The following is an 18,552-nucleotide window of genomic DNA, read 5'->3' on the forward strand; positions in this document are numbered from 1 at the left end:
GTGCGGTCGGCGGCATAGCACGACCTTCTCACCAAGGCCTTACCGTGATCGCGGGTGTGACCACCGAAACGACGCTGGTCGATCTTGCCCTCGGGGGTGCGGTTGAACGGGAGACCCATCTTCTCGAGGTCCAGCACCGCGTCGATGGCTTCCTTGGCCATGATCTCGACGGCGTCCTGGTCGGCGAGGTAGTCGCCGCCCTTGACGGTATCGAAGGTGTGCCACTCCCAGTTGTCTTCCTCGACGTTGGCCAGCGCGGCGCACATGCCACCCTGTGCGGCACCGGTGTGGCTGCGAGTGGGGTACAGCTTGGTCAGGACCGCGGTGCGGGCGCGGGGCCCGGCCTCGATGGCTGCGCGCATGCCTGCGCCGCCGGCGCCGACGATGACGACGTCATAACGATGTTCCTGCATGAAGTGTCTGCTCCCCTAGCTCGCCGAGATGTTGGGGTCGAAAGTGAAGATGACGTAGGTACCCAGGCCCATGATCAGGATCATCGACACGACCAGGATCGTGTTGAGCCAGAACCGGGTGGAGTCCTTACGCGAGTAGTCCGCGATGACCGTGCGCAGACCGTTACCGCCGTGCAGCTGGGCGAGCCAGAGCATGGTGAGGTCCCAGAACTGCCAGAACGGGCTGGACCAGCGACCCGCGACGAACGCGAAGTTGATGCGGTGCACGCCGTCGTCGAGCATCAGCATGATGAACAGGTGGCCCAGGACCAGCACGATGAGTGCCAGGCCGGAGAACCGCATGAACAGCCATGCGTAGAGCTCGAAGTTGTTCTTCGCGGCGCGACGCGGCGAGCGGGGGTTGTCCAGGCTGGCAGGGCGGTCGTACGCCGTGCCCAGAGACTTGGCTTCTGTCGTCATGTCAGTGCCCCGCAAACATGTTGTAGAAGATGCGACCTGCGCCCGGAATCATCACCACGAACCAGATGGCGAGGATGACCCAGAGCATGACGCGCTGGTACTGGGGGCCCTTCGACCAGAAGTCCACCAGCATCACCCGGATGCCGTTCAGTGCGTGGTACAGCACCATGGCAACGAGCGCGAGCTCCATGAGACCGACAAGGGGGTTCTTGTAGGTCTCGATGACGCGGTCGTAGGTGTCCGGGTTGACGCGCACGAGCGCGGTGTCCAGGACGTGGACGAAGAGAAAGAAGAATGTTGCGACGCCGGTGATCCGGTGTAGAACCCAGGACCACATTCCGGGGTCGCCCCGGTATAGCGACCGGGTGCGCTCCTTCGTGGGAGCGGCTTCCGTCGTGCTGCTCATCGAGTGCTGTGCCTCCAACGTCTTTGGTGGGCGCGTCGAGCCTGCAACACTGTTCGGGAGTACCGCAGCTCGGGCTCGACGAGAACCTAAACCGACTTCTGTGAACTCTAAACCCAACCGAATCCGGGAACTAATTCTCTGTGCGGTTCGTACGGCGTCGAAAATGCTTGTTAGGTTTGCCTTCCCATGGCAAGTTTGGGGGCGCCTGTCGATTCTCTGCATCCATTCAGCCCGTGTGATCGGGTGAGGACCTTCGGCCCTGTTTCGGCGGAAGTTGTTGCGCGACACTGTTGATCGGGTGCGTGGGCGTTTCGTCGGGTTGCATCCGGGGTGGACTGGCGAGTGGCGGCGACGGTGAACGACGGGTATAACGCCGCCATATGCAATGTGGAAAATGTCTCACGCGGGTGAACATTGCGTGTCGATAACCTACTCGCCGGTAACTTTATTTCGCCATGCTTCTGTCACTTCACGTTCCGACATCCGGCATGTCGATGCCACGCGATCGCCGGGATCCGCGGCTACCGTCTAGCCATGACAGCGCCGTTGGATCTGGACTACCTGCGCCGAGCGCCGAAGGTGCTGCTGCACGACCACCTCGACGGTGGTCTGCGGCCCGCGACCGTCGCGGAACTGGCCACCGAGTGCGGCTACACCGAACTTCCCGCGCACACGCCCGACGAACTCGCCGAATGGTTCCGTGACGCCGCCGACAGCGGATCGCTCGAGCGCTACCTCGAAACCTTCGCTCACACCGTCGCGGTGATGCAGACACCGGCGGGTCTGCGCCGGGTCGCGCGCGAGTGCGCCGAGGACCTCGCCGCCGACGGCGTCGTCTACGCCGAGGTGCGCTTCGCGCCCGAACAACATCTCGACGCGGGATTGACCCTCGACGAGGTGGTCGAGCACGTCCTGGCCGGCTTCGAGGAGGGCACGGCGGTGGCCCGGGCCGCCGGGACCGACATCCGCATCGGGTGCCTGCTCACCGCGATGCGGCACGCGGCGCGCTCGCGCGAGATCGCGGAACTGGCGGTCCGGTTCCGGGACCGCGGCGTGGTCGGCTTCGACATCGCGGGCGCCGAGGCCGGCTACCCGCCGAGTCGGCACCTCGATGCCTTCGAATACATGCGGACCTGCAACGCCCATTTCACGATCCATGCCGGTGAGGCGTTCGGTCTGCCGTCCATCCACGAGGCCATCGCGTTCTGCGGCACCGACCGGTTGGGGCACGGAGTCCGGATCACCGACGACATCACGATCGGACCGGAAGGCGACGTCACACTCGGACTGCTCGCCGACTACGTGCGCGACAAGAGGATTCCGTTGGAGCTGTGCCCCAGCTCCAACGTCCAGACCGGGGCAGTGGCGACTCTCGAGGAGCACCCCTTCGATCTGCTCGCGCGCCTGCGGTTCCGCGTCACCGTCAACACCGACAACCGGCTGATGAGCGACACCTCCATGAGCCGCGAGATGCTGGCGCTGGTGAACACGTTCGGGTACGGCTGGAGTGACCTCGAACGTTTCACCATCAATGCGATGAAGTCCGCCTTCATACCGTTCGACCAGCGGCTGGCGCTGATCGACGACGTCATCAAGCCCGGCTACGCAGTCCTCATCGGCTGAGCCGGGCCGATCCCGGCCTACTCGGGACGCAGCCGGTTCTCGAACTCGTTCTCGAGCGCCCGCCACGATTCGGACTCAGCCTGGAACGGCGGATTGGGCGTCATCCGGCTCGGGGTGGGCTCGATGATGTACGAGACGTACCAGCCCAGCGGGGTCGACGGTGCCAGCGCGGCGTCGGTCGCGTCGTCCTTCGCGAAGTCCGCCGCATCGGTGAACAGCTCGACGGCGAGTTCGAGCTGATCGGCATCGACGGTGTCGGGGCCCGCGGCGAGGTCGTCGGCCAGGCCCGGCAGCACGTAGACGTTCTCGTCGGTGACCTCGACGTCGAGCGATCCGTCCACCGCGGCGTTCTGCACCTGCTCGTACGTGCTGACCCGAGCCAGCTCGTGGTCGTGGTTGTCGGCGAGGTAGCGGGCGAGCGCGCGCTCGGAACCGAACACCGAGATCCGGCCGCCGTGTCCGAGGAACACCGCGTGATCGTTCAGGTAGCAGCGGAGCGAGTAGTACGTGGTCTCCGACGTGATGATCTTGATCGGGTCGATTCCGACGAGAGTCCAGAAGGTCTCTTCTTCTTCCTCCTCGGTCTCGTCGGTGTCGTACTCCTCGTAGTCCTCGTCCGATTCGGCGTCGTCGTCGGCGTCGACCACGTTCTCCTCCGCCGCGAGGACCTCCGCCTCCGCGATCGACAGGGCGTCGGCGTCGATGTCGGGGGTGGTGACGATCGAATCGATCGCGTCGAGCACGGCGTCCCAGTCCTCGGCGACCGCGGTGCCGATCCGGTCCCACAGCGCCTCGCCCTCGCGGCCGACGAACTCGTCGGCGCCGCCGCGCAGGTAGGCGAGTTCGGGGTGGTTCTCGAAGAACTTGATCACCGGCTCGAGATCGCACACCTCACCGATGTTGCGCACCATCGCCAGCGTGCTCTCGAGCTCCGAGATGGTCAGCCCTTCCGGATCGCCGGCGGCCAGTTCGGGAACGCCGATCAGATCGAACGCAAAGTTCTCGTCCGGCTCGAGCTCGGGCGCGGCCAGCTTGGAGACGACCGGCCACGACGGGTGCTCGACGAGGTCGTTGTCGTTGTTCGTGCGGATGAAGGCGGCGAGTTCGGCGACGGAGGGGAAGCCGTACAGGTCCTCCTCGTGACCGAGGAACGCCTCCCACTCGTCGTCGCCCTCGCGCCAGCGAGGAGCCCACAGCGTGACGAGGTCGCCTCGGGTGAGACCGAGTTCGATCGGGACGATGTCTCCAGCCATGGCCGGAAGCCTAGCCAGCTCACGCGCAAAGATATAGCCGGACACAGGTCAGCTGTTCGTGAAGTCGGTGAACAGGGCCGCGGTGATCCGGTTCCGTTCCTCGGCGGCGACGGCCGCCGCCCGGTGCGCGGTGTGTGTGATCGTCCGGCCGAGGGCACGGGCGTCGAGCCCGAGCAGGGAATCGCTGAGCCACAGCCCGGTCGGGCTGCCGTTCCCGTCGACCTCGACACGCACCCTGCCGTCGTCGCTGACCGCGTGCGCCCGGATGGATCGCAGCCCCGACAGCGCGTCGTCGAACATATTCAATTGCGCCGACGCCCGCCGCACGATGGCGTCCATGTCGTGTCCGCTCATACCCGTCGCATCCAGCTCGTCGGGGCCTGGTTCTCGTCCTCGGCCTGTTGGGCGACCGCGACCTGCTCACGGGTCGGTAGCCCGAGCCGGTCGAGGACGTCTTCGGGCATGCCGTCGTGCGCGAGCTGCTCGCGTCGGCGGCTGCCGGCCTCCCGCGCGGCCTCTCGGCAGAGCCGGAGGATCTCGTCGGCCAGACGCTCGCCGCCGTAGCGCAGTTCGCGCTCGTCGATCCGAATGTCGAGTGGCAGGCCGGCTTCGGTGGCGCGCACCGCGACGGTCCGCGCGCGGTTGACCGCGGTCGCGACCTCGGGGGCCGGCGGGGACGGTGGTTCGAGGGTCATGTTCCTCCGGTCACTCGGTGGGGCGGTAGAAGCCGTAGAAGCCCATGCCGCTGTTCGTTGTACGGATCGAGCTCACCGAGACCGGGTCGCCGGCCTCGACCATCTGGCCATTGCCGATCACCATCGCCACATGCCCGTCCCACACGGCGAGGTCGCCGGGCATGAGGCTCTCCTGGTCGACGGGGATCCCGACACCCTGTTCCTGAGCGAGCCGGGGCAGCTCGACACCGGCCTCGCCGTATGCCCACTGCGTCAGGCCACTGCAGTCCAGACCCTGCCCCGGCGTGGTGCCACCCCATTGATAGGGGACGCCCTGCTGCGTGAGCGCATTGCGGACGGCGTTCGCGGCTTCCTCGTTGGGGGCGACGGCGGTGCTGCCGTCGGGCAGCAGGATCTCGATGCCGCTGCCACCGAACCGGGGGTCGTACGAGCTGGACCCGCCGGCGCTCCCGGTCTCGACCGAGCCGGCGGACGACCCGGACCCGTAGGAGACGGTGCCCGCAGGTGCGCCGCCGACCGGCGGTGTCGGCGAGCGGTAGGAGCCGGCGAACGCCGACACGAGACGGCCCGCGGCGTCGGACTGCGGGGTGCCGGTCGGCGGCGCGGCGGCCGCAGGTGTGACGGGCGCGGGTGCGCTGGCCGAGGCCGCGACGGTGCGGGCATCGCTGGGTACGGGGTCCGGTGCCGTCAGCTCGACCATCTTCCCGGTGTGCACGGCCAGCTCGCCGCGTACCCGATCGACCACGGCCAGGGCCCGTCCGAGGTGCTCGATCGCGGCGCCGATCAGCATTGCCTGCCCAGCCGGCGTCGCCAGCATGGGCAGCGCGGACGAGGCGATGGACAGGAAGGAGTCGAGGATGCCTTGCAGTTCGGCGGTACCGGCCCGGACGCACTCGGACGCGGCCTCGACGACCGCCGCGATCTCCCGGCCCCGATCGGACAGGTGTACCGACGCGGCCTGCGTGGCCTCGGCCTTGTCGATCGCCGCGTCGGCGGCGGTCCCGGTCCACACGCCGCCGAGGTCGCTGATCCCGATGCGACCGAGCGCGTGGACGGCGTCGACCGCATCGGACGCGGCTCGGATGGCGTCGGCGGGGGACCCGCTGGGCAGGGCGCCCGAACCGAAGGCGCCGAGCAGGTCGAGGACGGGTCGCGCGAGCAGGTCGATCACGGCGCGACTCCGGTTGCACCGAGCGACGCCGCTGTCCCGGCGTCGGTCGCGTCGTAGGTGGCGGCGGTGGTCGCCGCGGCCGCGCTCATCGCCGACCAGGCCGCGGCCAGGCGCCCCAGTTCCGTTGCATGTGCGGCCTGGGCGGTCTCGAACGCCGTGACGAAGTCGCCGCCGATCAGTCCGAACACCGGTCCGAGCAGTGCCGAACCTGCGGCTGCGGCGCCCGCCTGGGCGGCCTCGGACTGTGCGGCCATGGTCGCGGCGGTGACGCCGAACGCGGTGATTCCCTCCGTCACCGCTGAGAACTCGCTCATTGCATCCCCCCGTGCATCCCCGTCGAACTGATTCCGTCGCAGGGTTGGACGCACGGGCGGTGGATTCGGTTCCGGCAAGTTTCCGGGCGAGTTCGAGTGGCGGCGGCGCCCCACTATCCTGTGAAGTCATGGATACGCACGTGGTCGACCATCCGCTCGCAGCAGCTCTCCTCACAACGATGCGGGACGAACGCAGCAGCAACGCAACGTTCCGGTCCGCGCTGCGTGAACTCACCCAGATGCTGATCTACGAGGCCATCCGCGACGCCCCGGTCGAGGAGTTCGAGGTCAAGACGCCCGTCGCCGTGACGACCGGAATCCGGCTGGCGCATCCGCCGCTGCTGGTCCCGGTCCTGCGGGCCGGTCTCGGCATGGTGGAGCAGGCCAGTTCGCTGATCCCGCAGTCCCAGGTGGGATTCGTCGGCATGGCGCGTGATGAACAGACGCACCAGCCGGTGCCGTACCTCGAGTCGCTGCCGGCCGACCTGTCCGGCATTCCCGTGTACGTGCTCGATCCGATGCTCGCGACCGGTGGTTCGATGGTGCACACGATCGACCTGCTGGTCGCGCGGGGCGCCACCGATGTCACCGCCGTGTGTGTCGTCGCGGCCCCGCAGGGTGTGGACGCTCTCGCGAACTCCGGCCACCCGGTGCGGCTCGTGACCGCGACCGTCGACGAGGGCCTCGACGAGAACGCCTTCATCGTGCCGGGACTCGGCGATGCGGGTGATCGCCAGTTCGGTCCGCGTTAGCTCGATCGTGCGTGGACGGAGGTGGCTACCGGACCGGTGGCCGCCTCCGTTCGGTCAGCGCGTCGTGTTCTGCAGGACGCGGCCGGTGACTGCATCGACGTCCACTGCGCGCTGCACGCCTGAGGCGTCGATCACGTCGGCCTCCCACACGTACGTGCCGCCCTTCTCCACCACGAGCTCCAGGTCGATGATCCGGCCGCCCGGGACCTCCGCGAGGACGACGCCCGTAGCGGCGGTGTAATCGAGGTTCGCCTCCTCGGTACCCGGGTTTCGTTCCCCGGTTGCCGAGGGTCCTGCGATGATGCTGTCGCCGTCGGGGGAGACACCGACCTCGATCGCGGCGCCGTCGGTGTTGATGAGTTGGACCACCCAACTACCGTCGCGGTTCTCCTCGATGGAGACCAGCGAGCCGCCGGGAACCGCCGCGATCGCGGTCCGGCCGGCGTGCTCGAAGACCTTCGTGTTCCAGCCCGGTGCCAGGGCCCCGCCCGAACTCGCCGGTGATTTCGTGGCCGGCGCGGGAGTCGTGGCGTTCGCGGCGGCGGCCGTCGCGCTGGACGACTGGGATGCGCTCGTCGCCACAGCAGTCGACGTGGTTGTCGTCGGCGTGGCCGCTGCGGTGGCGGTGTCGCCGTCGTTGTTTCCGCAGCCGACGAGAGCAACCAACGTGACGCCGACGAGCGCGGCCGTCTTCGTTCTCGTGCTGCCGATGACCTTCATGTCGCGACCCCTCGTTGTATTGATGTTTGTCTCAGGCTCTCACGTGACCGCATCCTCCAGCTGACGACGCACCAGCCCGGCGCGCACGAACGCGGTCGCCCGCGCCGCAGCGACGTCACCGGCCGGGACGGCTTCGACCACCTCGAAGTAGCACTTGAGTTTCGGTTCGGTGCCCGACGGGCGGACCGTCACGAGCAGATCGCGTCCGGTGAACACGACGGCGTCCGTGTGCATCGCGCCGCGCGACCGACCCAGATCGGTTGCCTCGACCGGGATCCCGGCGATCTCGGTCGGGGGATCGGTACGCAGCCGCGCCATGATCCGAGCGATGTCGCCGAGGTTGTCGAAGCGAATCGACACCTGGCCGGTCGCGTGCACCCCGAACTCGACGGCGAGTTCGTCGAGCACGCCCTGCATGGTGCGGCCCGAACCGGCCAGGTCGGCGACCAGGTCGGCCACCAGCACCGCCGCCGAGATGCCGTCCTTGTCTCGCACGACGTCGGGGTCCACGCAGTGTCCGACCGCTTCCTCGTACGCGTAGACCAGGCCGTCCCCGGCGCGGACGAGCCACTTGAATCCCGTCAGGGTGCGGGCCGAGCGGAAACCGCGGGCAGAGGCGATCTTCCCGAGCAGCGTCGACGACACGATCGTGGTCGCGACGAGGGCCCCGTCGGGGGCGTGCTGCAGGATCCGCTGCCCCAGTAGCGCTCCGGTCTCGTCGCCGGTGAGCATCCGCCAGCCGTCCCCGGCGGGAACACCGACGGCGCAGCGGTCGGCGTCGGGGTCGAGCGCGATCGCGACGTCCGCATCGACCTCGGCGGCCAGGGCCAGCAGTGTGTCGGTCGCACCCGGTTCCTCGGGATTCGGGAAGGTCACCGTGGGGAAGTCCGGGTTCGGCAGGAACTGCGACGCGACGGTGTGGATGTCGGTGAAGCCGGCGGCACGCAGTGCTGCGACTGCGGTCTCGCCGCCCACGCCGTGCAGCGCGGTCAACGCGATCCGGACATCGCGGCGATCCCCGTACGGCAGTGTGGCCACGCGCTCGAGGTAGTCGTCGAGCAGAGTGTCGTCGGCGGGGGAGACCGGTTGGCGGCGGATCTGCCCCACCCGTCCGATCGCGTCCTCGATCTCCCGGTCCGCGGGCGCGGCCAGCGGCGCGCCGCCCGACAGATACACCTTGTAGCCGTTGTCGGCGGGCGGATTGTGCGACGCCGTGATCTGGACCCCGGCCACCGCGCCCAGGCGGCGCACCGCGAACGCGACCAGGGGAGTGGGCAGCGGTCGCGGCAGCACGGTCACCGCGAATCCCTCCGCGGTCAGGACCTCCGCGGCGGCGCGGGCGAACTCCTCCGACCCGTGTCGTGCGTCCCGGCCGACCACCACGGTCCCGCCGCCGAGGCACCGGTCCCGCAGCCACTGTGCGAGGCCGGCCGTCGTGCGCTCGACGACGCCGACGTTGATGCAGCCGGGTCTGTCCCCGACGGGCCCGCGCAGGCCCGCGGTGCCGAAACGGAGATTCACAACCGCGCCAGCAACTCGCGCAGCAGCCCACCCATGCGTGCAGCGGACGCCTGCCCGGCCGCGAGGACCTCGGCGTGGTCGAGTGGCTGGCCGGTGATCCCGGCCGCGAGGTTGGTGACCAGCGAGACACCCAGTACCTCGGCGCCGAGCGCCCGGGCGGCGATGGTCTCGTGCACGGTGGACATCCCGACCAGGTCGGCGCCGAGGGTGCGCAGCATCCGGATCTCCGCGGGGGTCTCGTAGTGCGGCCCGGGCAGGCCCGCGTACACGCCCTCGCTCAGCGTCGGGTCGATCTCGCGGGCGAGCCCGCGCAGTCGCGGGCTGTAGGCGTCGACCAGGTCGACGAACTGCGCGCCCACCAGGGGCGAGCGTGCGGTGAGGTTGAGGTGGTCGCTGATGAGAACCGGTTCGCCGACGCTCATGCCCTCCCGGATGCCGCCGGCGGCATTGGTGAGGATGACGGTTCCGGCGCCCGCCGCGATCGCGGTGCGCACCGGATGCACGACGCGGGACAACTCGTGGCCTTCGTATGCGTGCGCGCGGCCGAGCATCACCAGCACCGGGGTGTCACCGACACGGATCGACAGCATCGTCCCGGCGTGGCCGGACGCGGACGGTGTCGCGAAGCCGGGCAGGTCGGCCATCGGGACGGCGGCGGACGCCCGGCCGAGGGCGTCGGCCGCGGCCTGCCAGCCGGATCCGAGGACGACGACGGCGGCGTGTTTCGCGATTCCGGTGCGGTCGGCGAGGACGTCGGCGGCCTGCTGCTCGAGTGTGCCCATGAAGGGACACAGTAGTGCGACCGGTAGCGACGCCACGAAATGTTACTCACGGGTAGTATCCGGAACATGCCATACCTGAATCGCCAAGGCGACGTCTTCGTCCTCTACCTCGGCAACGAGGGGGAGACGGACAACGAGAACCGGTTCCATCCCGACTGGATCGATGCGACGCACGCGTTGCTCGACGAGGTCGAGGCGCACGAGGGACCCGCGGCGCTGGTCACGACGGCCACCGGCAAGTTCTTCACGAACGGCCTCGACACCGACTGGATCTTCGGCAATCTCGACAAGCTGCCGGGCTACCTCGACCGGGTCCACACGGTGTTCTCCCGCATCCTCGAGTTCCCGATGGCGACCGTCGCCGCCGTGCAAGGGCACGCGTTCGGCGCCGGCGCGATGCTGGTCGCCTCCCACGACTTCCGGGTGATGCGCAGCGACCGCGGCTACTTCTGCCTCCCCGAGGTCAACCTGAACATGCCGTTCACGGTGGGCATGTCGACGCTGCTGTCGACGCGGCTGCCCCGTCAGACGGCGGTCGAGGCGATGACGACCGGTCGCCGGTACGGCGGCGCGGACGCGCTCGCTGCCGGGATCGTCGACGACGCGGTCGAGGGGGACCTGGTGCTCGGCGCTGCCGTCGCGCGTGCGTCGGCGCTTGCGTCCACGCACGGCGCGAACCTGGCCGGGATCAAGCGTGGAATCCATCGCGAGACGCTCGAGGCGCTGGGTACCGAGACCGACGAGAGCAACTTCAAGTTCGGATAGGCGGGCCCGGGCGGGCAGGAGTGAGAGACTGGGATCTGTGAAATCAGGATCCCTGTCGGCCTCGCTGTTCGCCTCGGTGTCGGACACGGTGTCGGCGGCGCGATCCGATCTGGTCGCGCTGTCGCACTCCGTTCACGCCGAACCCGAGCTCGCGTTCGAGGAGTACCGCAGCGCGGCCAAGGTCACCGAGGTGTTGCGGGGCCGCGGTTTCGAGGTGCGTACCGGGGTCGCGGAGCTGCCGACCGCGTTCGATGCGACCTTCGGGGACGGGGAACTGGTGCTCGCCGTGCTCGCCGAGTACGACGCGCTGCCCGAGATCGGTCATGCGTGCGGGCACAACATCATTGCGGCATCCGCGGTCGGCGCCGGCCTCGCGCTCGCACCGATCGCCGACACGCTGGGGATCACCGTTCGGGTGATCGGAACCCCGGCGGAGGAATCCGGCGGCGGCAAGGTTCTGATGCTCGAGCGGGGTGTGTTCGACGACGTGGCTGCGGCCCTGATGGTGCATCCGGGCCCGTTCGACATCGTCGGCGCCACCTCGCTGGCGCTGGCGGACATCGCGGTCACGTTCACGGGTCGGGAGGCGCACGCCTCGGCGGCACCGGAGTTCGGCCGCAACGCCGCCGACGCGACCACCGTCTCTCAGGTCGCGTTGGCGCTGCTGCGACAGCATCTGTCGCCCGGGCAGCAGTTGCACGGCATCGTCAGCGACGGTGGCGTGGCGCCCAACATCGTTCCCGCGCGCGCCGAGATGCTGTACTACCTGCGGGCGCGGACCGCGGAGTCGCTCGACGAACTGGCCGCCCGCGCCGAGTCGTGTTTCGCGGCGGGCGCCCTGGCGACGGGGTGTACGCACGCGGTGCGGACGGTCTCGCCCACCTACACCGAGCTGCGGCCCGATCCGTGGCTGGCGGACGCCTACCGCGAGGAGATCGTCGACCTCGGTCGAACCCCGCTTCCGGTGGAGCTGGAATCGTCTCGCCCCCTGGGCAGTACGGACATGGGAAACGTGACGCACGTTCTCCCCGGCATTCATCCGGTGGTGGGGATCGACTCGGGTGGGGCGGTGACCCATCAGCCCGAGTTCGCTGCTGCCGCCGTGACCGAGTCGGCCGACCAGGCCGTGGTGGACGGCGCTACAGCGTTGGCGCGCACCGCGATCCGTGCTGCACTCGACGAGGGTCAGCGCGGGCGACTGCTCGAGGGGGTGGCGCGGCGGTGAACGAGGGCATCGAGAAGTGGCTCGCCGAGCACACGATCGACCTGTCGCGGTGGCGACGGCACTTCCACGTGAATCCGGAACTGGCGCGGCACGAGTTCGCGACCACCGCGTTCGTCGCGAGCCAGCTGTCCGCGGCCGGCATGTCGCCGCTGCTGCTGCCCGGTGGGACGGGCGTCATCTGCGACATCGGCCCCGGCGGCATGCGGATCGGTCTGCGCGGCGACATGGACGCGCTGCCGATGCAGGAGGCCACCGGTGCGCCGTACACGTCGACGGTGCCGGGGGTGGCCCACGCGTGCGGCCACGACGCGCACACCGCAATTCTGCTGGGTGCCGCGCTGGCGCTGAACGCGTTGCCGCAGTTGCCGATCGGTGTGCGGTTCATCTTCCAGCCGGCGGAGGAGGTGATGCCGGGCGGTGCGCTCGACGTCGTCGCCGCCGGTGGCATGCAGGGGGTGTCGCGGATCTTCGCGCTGCACTGCGATCCGCGGCTCGAGGCGGGCCGGGTGGGGGTGCGCGTCGGCGCGATCACGTCGGCGGCCGACACCGTCGAACTCGTCCTCGACTCGCCGGGAGGGCACACCTCCCGGCCGCACCTGACGACCGATCTGGTGTACGCGATCGGCACGGTGATCACCGGTCTGCCCGGCATGCTCAGCCGCCGCATCGATCCGCGCAGCGGCACCGTGATGGTGTGGGGCGCGGTGAGCGCGGGGCAGGCGCCCAACGCGATCCCGCGCAGCGGCATCCTCACCGGAACCGTCCGGACCGGCGACCACGACACGTGGGCGCTGCTCGAGCCGACGGTGCGGGAGATCGTGCACGGGCTGTTGGCGCCGACCGGCGTGCGGTACGAGTTGAACTACCGACGGGGTGTGCCGCCGGTCGTGAACGACGAGGTGTCGGCGCGCATGCTCGAGGACGCGGTCCGCGCGATCGGCCCCGACGCGCTGGCCGACACCCCACAGTCCGGCGGCGGGGAGGACTTCTCCTGGTACCTCGAGGAGGCGCCGGGCGCGATGGCGCGGTTGGGCGTGTGGTCGGGGCACGGCGAACAACTCGACATCCACCAGCCCACCTTCGACCTGGACGAGCGGGCGCTGACGACCGGGGTCCGGGTGCTGACGAACCTGGTGCTCCAGTCCTGAGTCGACACTGAGCCGGCCCTGTGGCGGCGCTGTGGCGGCCCTACGGGGTGCCGGGTCCCACGTTGCGGCTGTTGCGGGTGCGCAGGCTCCGCACGTAGTCGGCGGGGGCTCCGGCGATCTCCGCGGCGTCGGCCATCACACCCAGGTAGCGGGCGGACGGCAGTCCGCCCTCGTAGGCGTCGAGCACGTACAGCCAGGCCAGGACGGGTCCGTCGGCGGTGTCGACACGCAGCCGGATCTTGCGGTGGATGCCCAGTTCGGAACCCTCCCAGCGGTCGAGGCGCTCCTCGTCCTCGGACGGGACGTCGTACAGGACGACGAACACCTTGGCGTCCGGGTTGTCCGGATCCTCGACGACCGTCGCGAGCGCGCCCTCCCAGCCGATGTCGCCACCGCTGAAGGTCAGCCGCCACCCGCGGAGCCACCCGGTGCCCGCCATCGGCGAGTGCGGGCAGCGCTCGAGCATCTGTTCGGGATGCATGTTGGACCCGTAGGCGGCATAGATCGGCACGGCGGCAAGCCTAATCGCTGTACTCGACGCTCGGGTAGCGGGAGAACCGCCGCGCGCACGATCCGGCGCATTCGGCGATTCCGAGAGCGCATGATGGGGGTCAGAGGGGGGTCGCGGCCTGCGTGTTCCCGGTCACTGGAATAGCGTTGTGCACGGGCCTGGCTGGAGATCCCGGCCGGCGCGGTGAGCTTGGAGGACGAATGACCCGGATCGTGATCATCGGTGGCGGACCTGCCGGATACGAGGCAGCGCTGGTGGCCGCACAGCACGGCGCCTCCGTTTCCCTGGTCGACTCCGACGGTATCGGCGGCGCGTGTGTGCTGTTCGACTGCGTTCCCTCCAAGACGTTCATCGCGTCCACCGGCATCCGCACCGACATGCGCCGCGCCACCGACCTGGGCATTTCCCTCGATCCCGCGAGCGCGACCATCTCGCTTCCGCAGATCAACTCCCGCGTCAAGAACCTCGCGCAGGTCCAGTCGTCCGACATCCGGGCCCGCCTGCAGAGCGTGGGCGTCCAGCTCCTGTCGGGTACCGCCGAGCTCATCGACCGGCAGATCGGCATGGCGGCGCACCAGGTCCGCGCCACGCTGACCACCGGCGAGGAGAAGGTCCTCGACGCCGACGTCGTCCTCATCGCCACGGGCGCCAGCCCGCGCGTGCTGCCGGGCGCTGTGCCGGACGGCGAGCGGATCCTCACGTGGCGTCACCTGTACGACCTCGAGGAACTGCCGTCGCACCTGGTGGTCGTCGGTTCCGGCGTCACCGGTGCCGAGTTCGTGTCCGCGTACACCGAGATGGGCGTCAAGGTGACGTTGGTGTCCAGCCGTGACCGCGTCATGCCGCACGAGGACGCCGACGCGGCACTCGTCCTCGAGGACGTGCTCGCCGAGCGCGGCGTGACCCTCGTCAAGCACGCGCGCGCCGACGCGGTCGAGCGCACCGAGGACGGCATCGTCGTCAAGCTCGCGGACGGTCGTACCGTGCACGGCAGCCACGCCCTGATGGCGGTCGGTTCCACACCCAACACCGAGGGCCTGGGACTCGAGAAGGTCGGCATCGAACTCGACAAGGGCGGCTACCTGCGCGTGGACCGTGTCTCGCGCACGACGGTCTCGGGCGTCTACGCCGCCGGCGACTGCACCGGCCTGCTGCCGCTGGCGTCGGTTGCCGCGATGCAGGGCCGCATCGCGATGTACCACGCGCTGGGCGAGGGCGTGAGCCCGATCAAGCTCAAGACCGTCGCGTCGGCTGTCTTCACCCGCCCGGAGATCGCGAACGTCGGCGTCAGCCAGGCCGCGATCGACAACGGTGAGGTCCCGGCCCGCACCGTGATGCTGCCGCTCAACACGAACCCGCGCGCCAAGATGTCGGGTCTGCGCCGCGGCTTCGTGAAGATCTTCTGTCGCCCGGCCACCGGCGTCGTCATCGGTGGTGTCGTGGTCGCGGCCACGGCGTCGGAACTGATCCTGCCCATCGCGATCGCGGTGCAGAACAACCTGACGGTCAACGATCTGGCGCAGACGTTCTCGGTGTACCCGTCGCTGTCGGGTTCCATCACCGAGGCCTCGCGTCAGCTGATGCGTCACGACGACCTGGACTGACCGACGTCCTGTTCACCATGTGAGACGATGATTTCATATAGTGGAGCGATCTGTGGGACGATGCGATAAGTCGGTCGAGAACCATCGGCCCATCGCATCGCTCTCCGCCCCGTCGATCCGGGACGACCTGGGTGTATCTGCCTTCGTCCTTCGCCGTCGTGCGCGACGGCAGTTTCCCCGACTACGGAGTTGCTCTATGTCCCTCGATTCCTCGCACGGTCCGTCTCTCGTGTTGTCGTCACGGATGGCCGGGCTACGCAGCTCGGCCATCCGCGATCTGCTCACTCTCACCGCCCGCCCAGATGTGATCAGCCTGGCCGGTGGGCTGCCGGCCACGGAACTCGTTCCGCGCGAACGCATTGCGCTGGCCGCCGAGCGGGCATTCGCCGATCCCCGCGCTGTCCAATACGGCGAGACGTCCGGCTGGGCGCCGCTGCGCGAGACGATCGCGGCGCGTGAGAGCGAGCGGGTGGGGCGGAGAATCGAACCAGCCGAGGTGGTCGTCACCCACGGATCGCAGCAGGCGCTGAGCCTGCTCGCGCAGGTGCTGCTCGATCCGGGCGATGTCGTCGTGGTCGAGGAGCCCGGCTACACGGGGGCGCTGCAGGTGTTCCGGACCGCGCAGGCCGCGTTGGTGCCCATCGGACTGGACGGCGACGGCATGGACACCGATGCCCTCGAGCGGTCGTTGCGGGAAGGGTTGCGGCCCAAGGTTGTCCACACGGTCAGCAACTTCCACAACCCGCGCGGGGTGGTGCTGTCCGCGGCTCGGCGTGCGCACCTCGCGAATCTCGCTGACCGGTACGGCTTCTGGATCATCGAGGACGATCCGTACGGCGAACTGTGGTTCGGCGAACCGACCCCCGACCCCGTCGCGACCCACTCGGCCCGGGTGCTGCGACTGTCGAGCGGATCCAAGACCCTCGCACCGGCGTTGCGGATCGGCTGGCTGCATGGCGACCGCCGGGTGTGTGAGGCCGTCGAACTTCTCAAGCAGGGCGCCGACCTGTGTGGATCGTCCCTCACACAGCAGATCGCGACCGAACTGCTCGGCGACACGGCGTGGCTCGGCGGGCACCTCGACACGATCCGTGCGGCGTACGGGTCGCGGGCGGGCGCGCTCGTCGGCGCGCTCGAGGAGGCCTTCGGTGACAGGATCGCGCACTCCACGATCCACGGCGGCATGTTCTGTTGGGCCGAGTTCACCGATGGCACAGACACCGCGACTCTGCTGGACACCGCGGTTCGGCACGGCGTCGCCTATGTGCCGGGCGGGGCGTTCGGAGTTGCTGCCGCCCACCCGCACGCGGCGCGGCTCTGCTTCGCGACGTACGACGGCGCGGTACTGGCCGACGGCGTCCGGCGGATGCGGGAGGCCCACGACGCGCACGAGCGCTCGGAGACTGTTTTCGACGCGTGAACGATTTTGTACAAAACCTCGTGATCTCAGGAGAGGGATCCGGCCGAGTCCCGTATCGAGGTGCGCATCGACTTTGCCGTCGAGGCCGGCGAAGTCGGTGTCCGGGTGCGTCAGGTCGGCCCGGGTCCCGCGACCGAGTACTGGCGTGAACGCCTCTCGGCGTGGAAGGGCTACGTCGAAGGGGCGTCGGCGGTGTCGCCCGACTCGCCTGCGTCGTCGGTCCAACCGTAGGTACGTTCGACGGCTTTGTTCCACCCGCTGTAGAGGCGTTCGCGCTCGGACTCGTCCATCTTCGGTTCCCACGTCTTGTCCTGCGCCCAGTTGTCGCGGATGTCGTCCTCGCTCTTCCAGAATCCCACCGCGAGACCCGCGGCGTACGCGGCGCCGAGTGCGGTGGTCTCGTTCACGACGGGGCGGATGACCGGGACGCCGAGGATGTCGGACTGGAACTGCATCAGCGTCTCGTTGACGACCATGCCGCCGTCCACCTTGAGCGAGCTCAGTTCGACGCCGGAGTCGGCGCGCATCGCCTCGATGACCTCCCGGGTCTGGTAGGCGGTGGCCTCGAGGGCGGCGCGGGCGAGGTGTCCCTTGTTGACGAAGCGGGTCAGGCCGGCGATGACGCCGCGGGCGTCCGGCCGCCAGCGCGGTGCGAACAGACCCGAGAACGCGGGCACGAAATAGGCGCCACCGTTGTCGGCGACGCTCTTGGCGAGCGGCTCGATATCCTTGGCTGACTGGATGATTCCCAGGTTGTCGCGCAGCCATTGGACGAGGGAACCGGTGACGGCGACCGATCCCTCGAGCGCGTAGACGGCGGGCTTGTCGCCCAGCTTGTAGCAGACCGTGGTGAGCAGGCCGTGTTCACTGTGTACGGGCGTGGTTCCGGTGTTGAGCAGCAGGAAGTTTCCGGTGCCGTAGGTGTTCTTGGCCTCGCCCTCCGACAGACACGCCTGCCCGAACGTCGCGGCCTGCTGGTCACCGAGGATACCCGCGATGGGGATGCCGGCGGAGATGCCGGGCAGCGCGAGGTCGCCGTACACCTCGGACGAGCTTCGGATCTCCGGCAGCATCGAGACCGGGATGCCCATCGCCTCGCAGATGTCCCGATCCCAGTCGAGGGTCCGCAGATTCATCAGCAGCGTGCGTGACGCGTTGGTCACGTCGGTGACGTGCAGACCGCCGGTGAGGTTCCAGACGATCCACGAGTCGATCGTGCCGAAACACAGCTCGCCGGCCTCGGCGCGCTGTCGGGCGCCCTCGACATTGTCGAGGATCCAGCGCACCTTGGGGCCCGCGAAGTACGTCGACAGTGGCAACCCGGTGACCTCGCGGAACCGCCCGCGGCCCTCCTCGCCGGCCAGTTCGTCACACAGCCGATCGGTGCGGGTGTCCTGCCAGACGATCGCGTTATAGACGGGTTCACCGGTCTCGCGGTCCCACACCACGGTGGTCTCGCGCTGGTTCGTGATGCCGACCGCGGCGATGTCGCCGGCCGTGAGGTTCGTCTTCGCGAGCACCGAGCCGACCATCTCGCGGGTGTTGCTCCACAGCTGCACGGCATCGTGTTCCACCCAGCCCGGTTTCGGGAAGATCTGGTCGTGCTCCTTCTGCGCGACGCCCACGACCTGACCGGCGTGGTCGAAGATCATGCAGCGGCTCGACGTGGTTCCCTGGTCGATCGCGGCTATGTACTGGCTCACGGGCATCCTCGTCTCTCGGGCAGTCTGGGCACGAAGCTACTAGCCTGGGGGCAGATTTGCCGACAAC

The 18,552-nt window shown here is 69.0% G+C and carries 20 protein-coding genes; 7 read left to right on the forward strand and 13 right to left on the reverse strand.

All coding sequences use genetic code 11. From position 1 onward, the window contains the following. The 3 genes from DEU38_RS13000 to sdhC form a co-directional block, all read right to left on the reverse strand. The coding region (locus DEU38_RS13000) for an FAD-binding protein (RefSeq protein WP_114721833.1) at nt 1-413 on the reverse strand (413 nt) is incomplete at its 3' end. Nucleotides 414-428: 15 nt separating this feature from the next. Further along, a complete protein-coding gene (locus DEU38_RS13005) occupies nt 429-872 on the reverse strand; it encodes a succinate dehydrogenase hydrophobic membrane anchor subunit (protein WP_114721834.1) in 444 nt (147 codons plus the stop codon). A 1-nt stretch (nt 873) separates the two neighbouring features. Then, the gene (sdhC, locus tag DEU38_RS13010) at nt 874-1,278 is read right to left on the reverse strand and encodes a succinate dehydrogenase, cytochrome b556 subunit (protein WP_114721835.1); all 405 of its coding nucleotides are present in this window, start codon (nt 1,276-1,278) and stop codon (nt 874-876) included. 534 nt (nt 1,279-1,812) lie between these two features. On the opposite strand from sdhC, the gene DEU38_RS13015 reads away from it, so the two are divergent. Continuing rightward, complete coding sequence (locus DEU38_RS13015) at nt 1,813-2,901, forward strand: adenosine deaminase (protein WP_114721836.1); 1,089 nt, start codon at nt 1,813-1,815, stop codon at nt 2,899-2,901. A gap of 17 nt (nt 2,902-2,918) precedes the next feature. Here the strand turns inward: DEU38_RS13015 and DEU38_RS13020 are convergent, their stop codons facing one another. The 5 genes from DEU38_RS13020 to DEU38_RS13040 are packed head-to-tail and all read right to left on the reverse strand — an operon-like array spanning nt 2,919 to nt 6,334. Continuing rightward, nucleotides 2,919-4,154 (reverse strand): primosomal protein, encoded by a 1,236-nt coding sequence (locus DEU38_RS13020; RefSeq protein ID WP_114721837.1) that lies wholly within the window; start codon nt 4,152-4,154, stop codon nt 2,919-2,921. A gap of 48 nt (nt 4,155-4,202) precedes the next feature. Further along, nucleotides 4,203-4,508, reverse strand: a complete 306-nt coding sequence (locus tag DEU38_RS13025) for a YbaB/EbfC family nucleoid-associated protein (protein WP_114721838.1) — start codon at nt 4,506-4,508, stop codon at nt 4,203-4,205. Continuing rightward, entirely contained in the window at nt 4,505-4,849 is a 345-nt protein-coding gene (locus DEU38_RS13030; protein ID WP_114721839.1) for a hypothetical protein, read from the reverse strand. The genes DEU38_RS13025 and DEU38_RS13030 overlap by 4 nt, the downstream gene beginning before the upstream one ends. A gap of 10 nt (nt 4,850-4,859) precedes the next feature. Continuing rightward, nucleotides 4,860-6,020 (reverse strand): C40 family peptidase, encoded by a 1,161-nt coding sequence (locus DEU38_RS13035; protein WP_114721840.1) that lies wholly within the window; start codon nt 6,018-6,020, stop codon nt 4,860-4,862. Next, nucleotides 6,017-6,334, reverse strand: a complete 318-nt coding sequence (locus DEU38_RS13040) for a type VII secretion target (RefSeq protein ID WP_114721841.1) — start codon at nt 6,332-6,334, stop codon at nt 6,017-6,019. Before DEU38_RS13040 ends, DEU38_RS13035 begins: the two co-directional genes overlap by 4 nt. Before the next feature lie 128 nt (nt 6,335-6,462). Here DEU38_RS13040 and upp point away from each other — a divergent pair, with 128 nt between their 5' ends. Then, nucleotides 6,463-7,086 carry a uracil phosphoribosyltransferase gene (gene upp / locus DEU38_RS13045; protein ID WP_114721842.1) on the forward strand — a complete coding sequence of 208 codons (624 nt, stop codon included), beginning with the start codon at nt 6,463-6,465 and terminating at the stop codon, nt 7,084-7,086. Between the two features lie 54 nt (nt 7,087-7,140). Here the strand turns inward: upp and DEU38_RS13050 are convergent, their stop codons facing one another. The 3 genes from DEU38_RS13050 to DEU38_RS13060 are packed head-to-tail and all read right to left on the reverse strand — an operon-like array spanning nt 7,141 to nt 10,109. Continuing rightward, nucleotides 7,141-7,806 (reverse strand): PepSY domain-containing protein, encoded by a 666-nt coding sequence (locus DEU38_RS13050; protein WP_114721843.1) that lies wholly within the window; start codon nt 7,804-7,806, stop codon nt 7,141-7,143. A 39-nt stretch (nt 7,807-7,845) separates the two neighbouring features. After that, nucleotides 7,846-9,327 (reverse strand): phospho-sugar mutase, encoded by a 1,482-nt coding sequence (locus tag DEU38_RS13055; RefSeq protein ID WP_114721844.1) that lies wholly within the window; start codon nt 9,325-9,327, stop codon nt 7,846-7,848. Continuing rightward, on the reverse strand, nt 9,324-10,109 hold the full coding sequence (locus DEU38_RS13060; protein ID WP_114721845.1) for a purine-nucleoside phosphorylase: 786 nt from the start codon (nt 10,107-10,109) through the stop codon (nt 9,324-9,326). The genes DEU38_RS13055 and DEU38_RS13060 overlap by 4 nt, the downstream gene beginning before the upstream one ends. Nucleotides 10,110-10,175: 66 nt before the next feature. On the opposite strand from DEU38_RS13060, the gene DEU38_RS13065 reads away from it, so the two are divergent. The 3 genes from DEU38_RS13065 (at nt 10,176) to DEU38_RS13075 (ending at nt 13,247) form a co-directional block, all read left to right on the forward strand. Further along, nucleotides 10,176-10,874: an enoyl-CoA hydratase/isomerase family protein gene (locus tag DEU38_RS13065; protein WP_114721846.1), complete on the forward strand. Its 699-nt coding sequence runs from the start codon at nt 10,176-10,178 to the stop codon at nt 10,872-10,874. An 88-nt stretch (nt 10,875-10,962) separates the two neighbouring features. Then, a complete protein-coding gene (locus DEU38_RS13070; RefSeq protein WP_181818774.1) occupies nt 10,963-12,099 on the forward strand; it encodes a M20 family metallopeptidase in 1,137 nt (378 codons plus the stop codon). Further along, on the forward strand, nt 12,096-13,247 hold the full coding sequence (locus DEU38_RS13075) for an amidohydrolase (RefSeq protein ID WP_114721847.1): 1,152 nt from the start codon (nt 12,096-12,098) through the stop codon (nt 13,245-13,247). The genes DEU38_RS13070 and DEU38_RS13075 overlap by 4 nt, the downstream gene beginning before the upstream one ends. A gap of 40 nt (nt 13,248-13,287) precedes the next feature. On the opposite strand, the gene DEU38_RS13080 is transcribed toward DEU38_RS13075, so the two are convergent. After that, entirely contained in the window at nt 13,288-13,758 is a 471-nt protein-coding gene (locus tag DEU38_RS13080) for a gamma-glutamylcyclotransferase (protein WP_114721848.1), read from the reverse strand. Nucleotides 13,759-13,958: 200 nt separating this feature from the next. Here DEU38_RS13080 and DEU38_RS13085 point away from each other — a divergent pair, with 200 nt between their 5' ends. Both DEU38_RS13085 and DEU38_RS13090 read left to right on the forward strand, forming a co-directional pair. Beyond that, entirely contained in the window at nt 13,959-15,362 is a 1,404-nt protein-coding gene (locus DEU38_RS13085) for an NAD(P)H-quinone dehydrogenase (RefSeq protein WP_114721849.1), read from the forward strand. A 196-nt stretch (nt 15,363-15,558) separates the two neighbouring features. Beyond that, nucleotides 15,559-16,782: a PLP-dependent aminotransferase family protein gene (locus tag DEU38_RS13090; protein ID WP_114721850.1), complete on the forward strand. Its 1,224-nt coding sequence runs from the start codon at nt 15,559-15,561 to the stop codon at nt 16,780-16,782. A 170-nt stretch (nt 16,783-16,952) separates the two neighbouring features. Here the strand turns inward: DEU38_RS13090 and glpK are convergent, their stop codons facing one another. Beyond that, nucleotides 16,953-18,491, reverse strand: coding sequence for a glycerol kinase GlpK (glpK, locus tag DEU38_RS13095; RefSeq protein WP_114721851.1), 1,539 nt, complete (start codon nt 18,489-18,491; stop codon nt 16,953-16,955). Nucleotides 18,492-18,552: the final 61 nt, after the last annotated feature.

This window comes from Rhodococcus sp. AG1013 (genome assembly GCF_003350365.1).
Lineage (GTDB): Bacteria > Actinomycetota > Actinomycetes > Mycobacteriales > Mycobacteriaceae > Prescottella.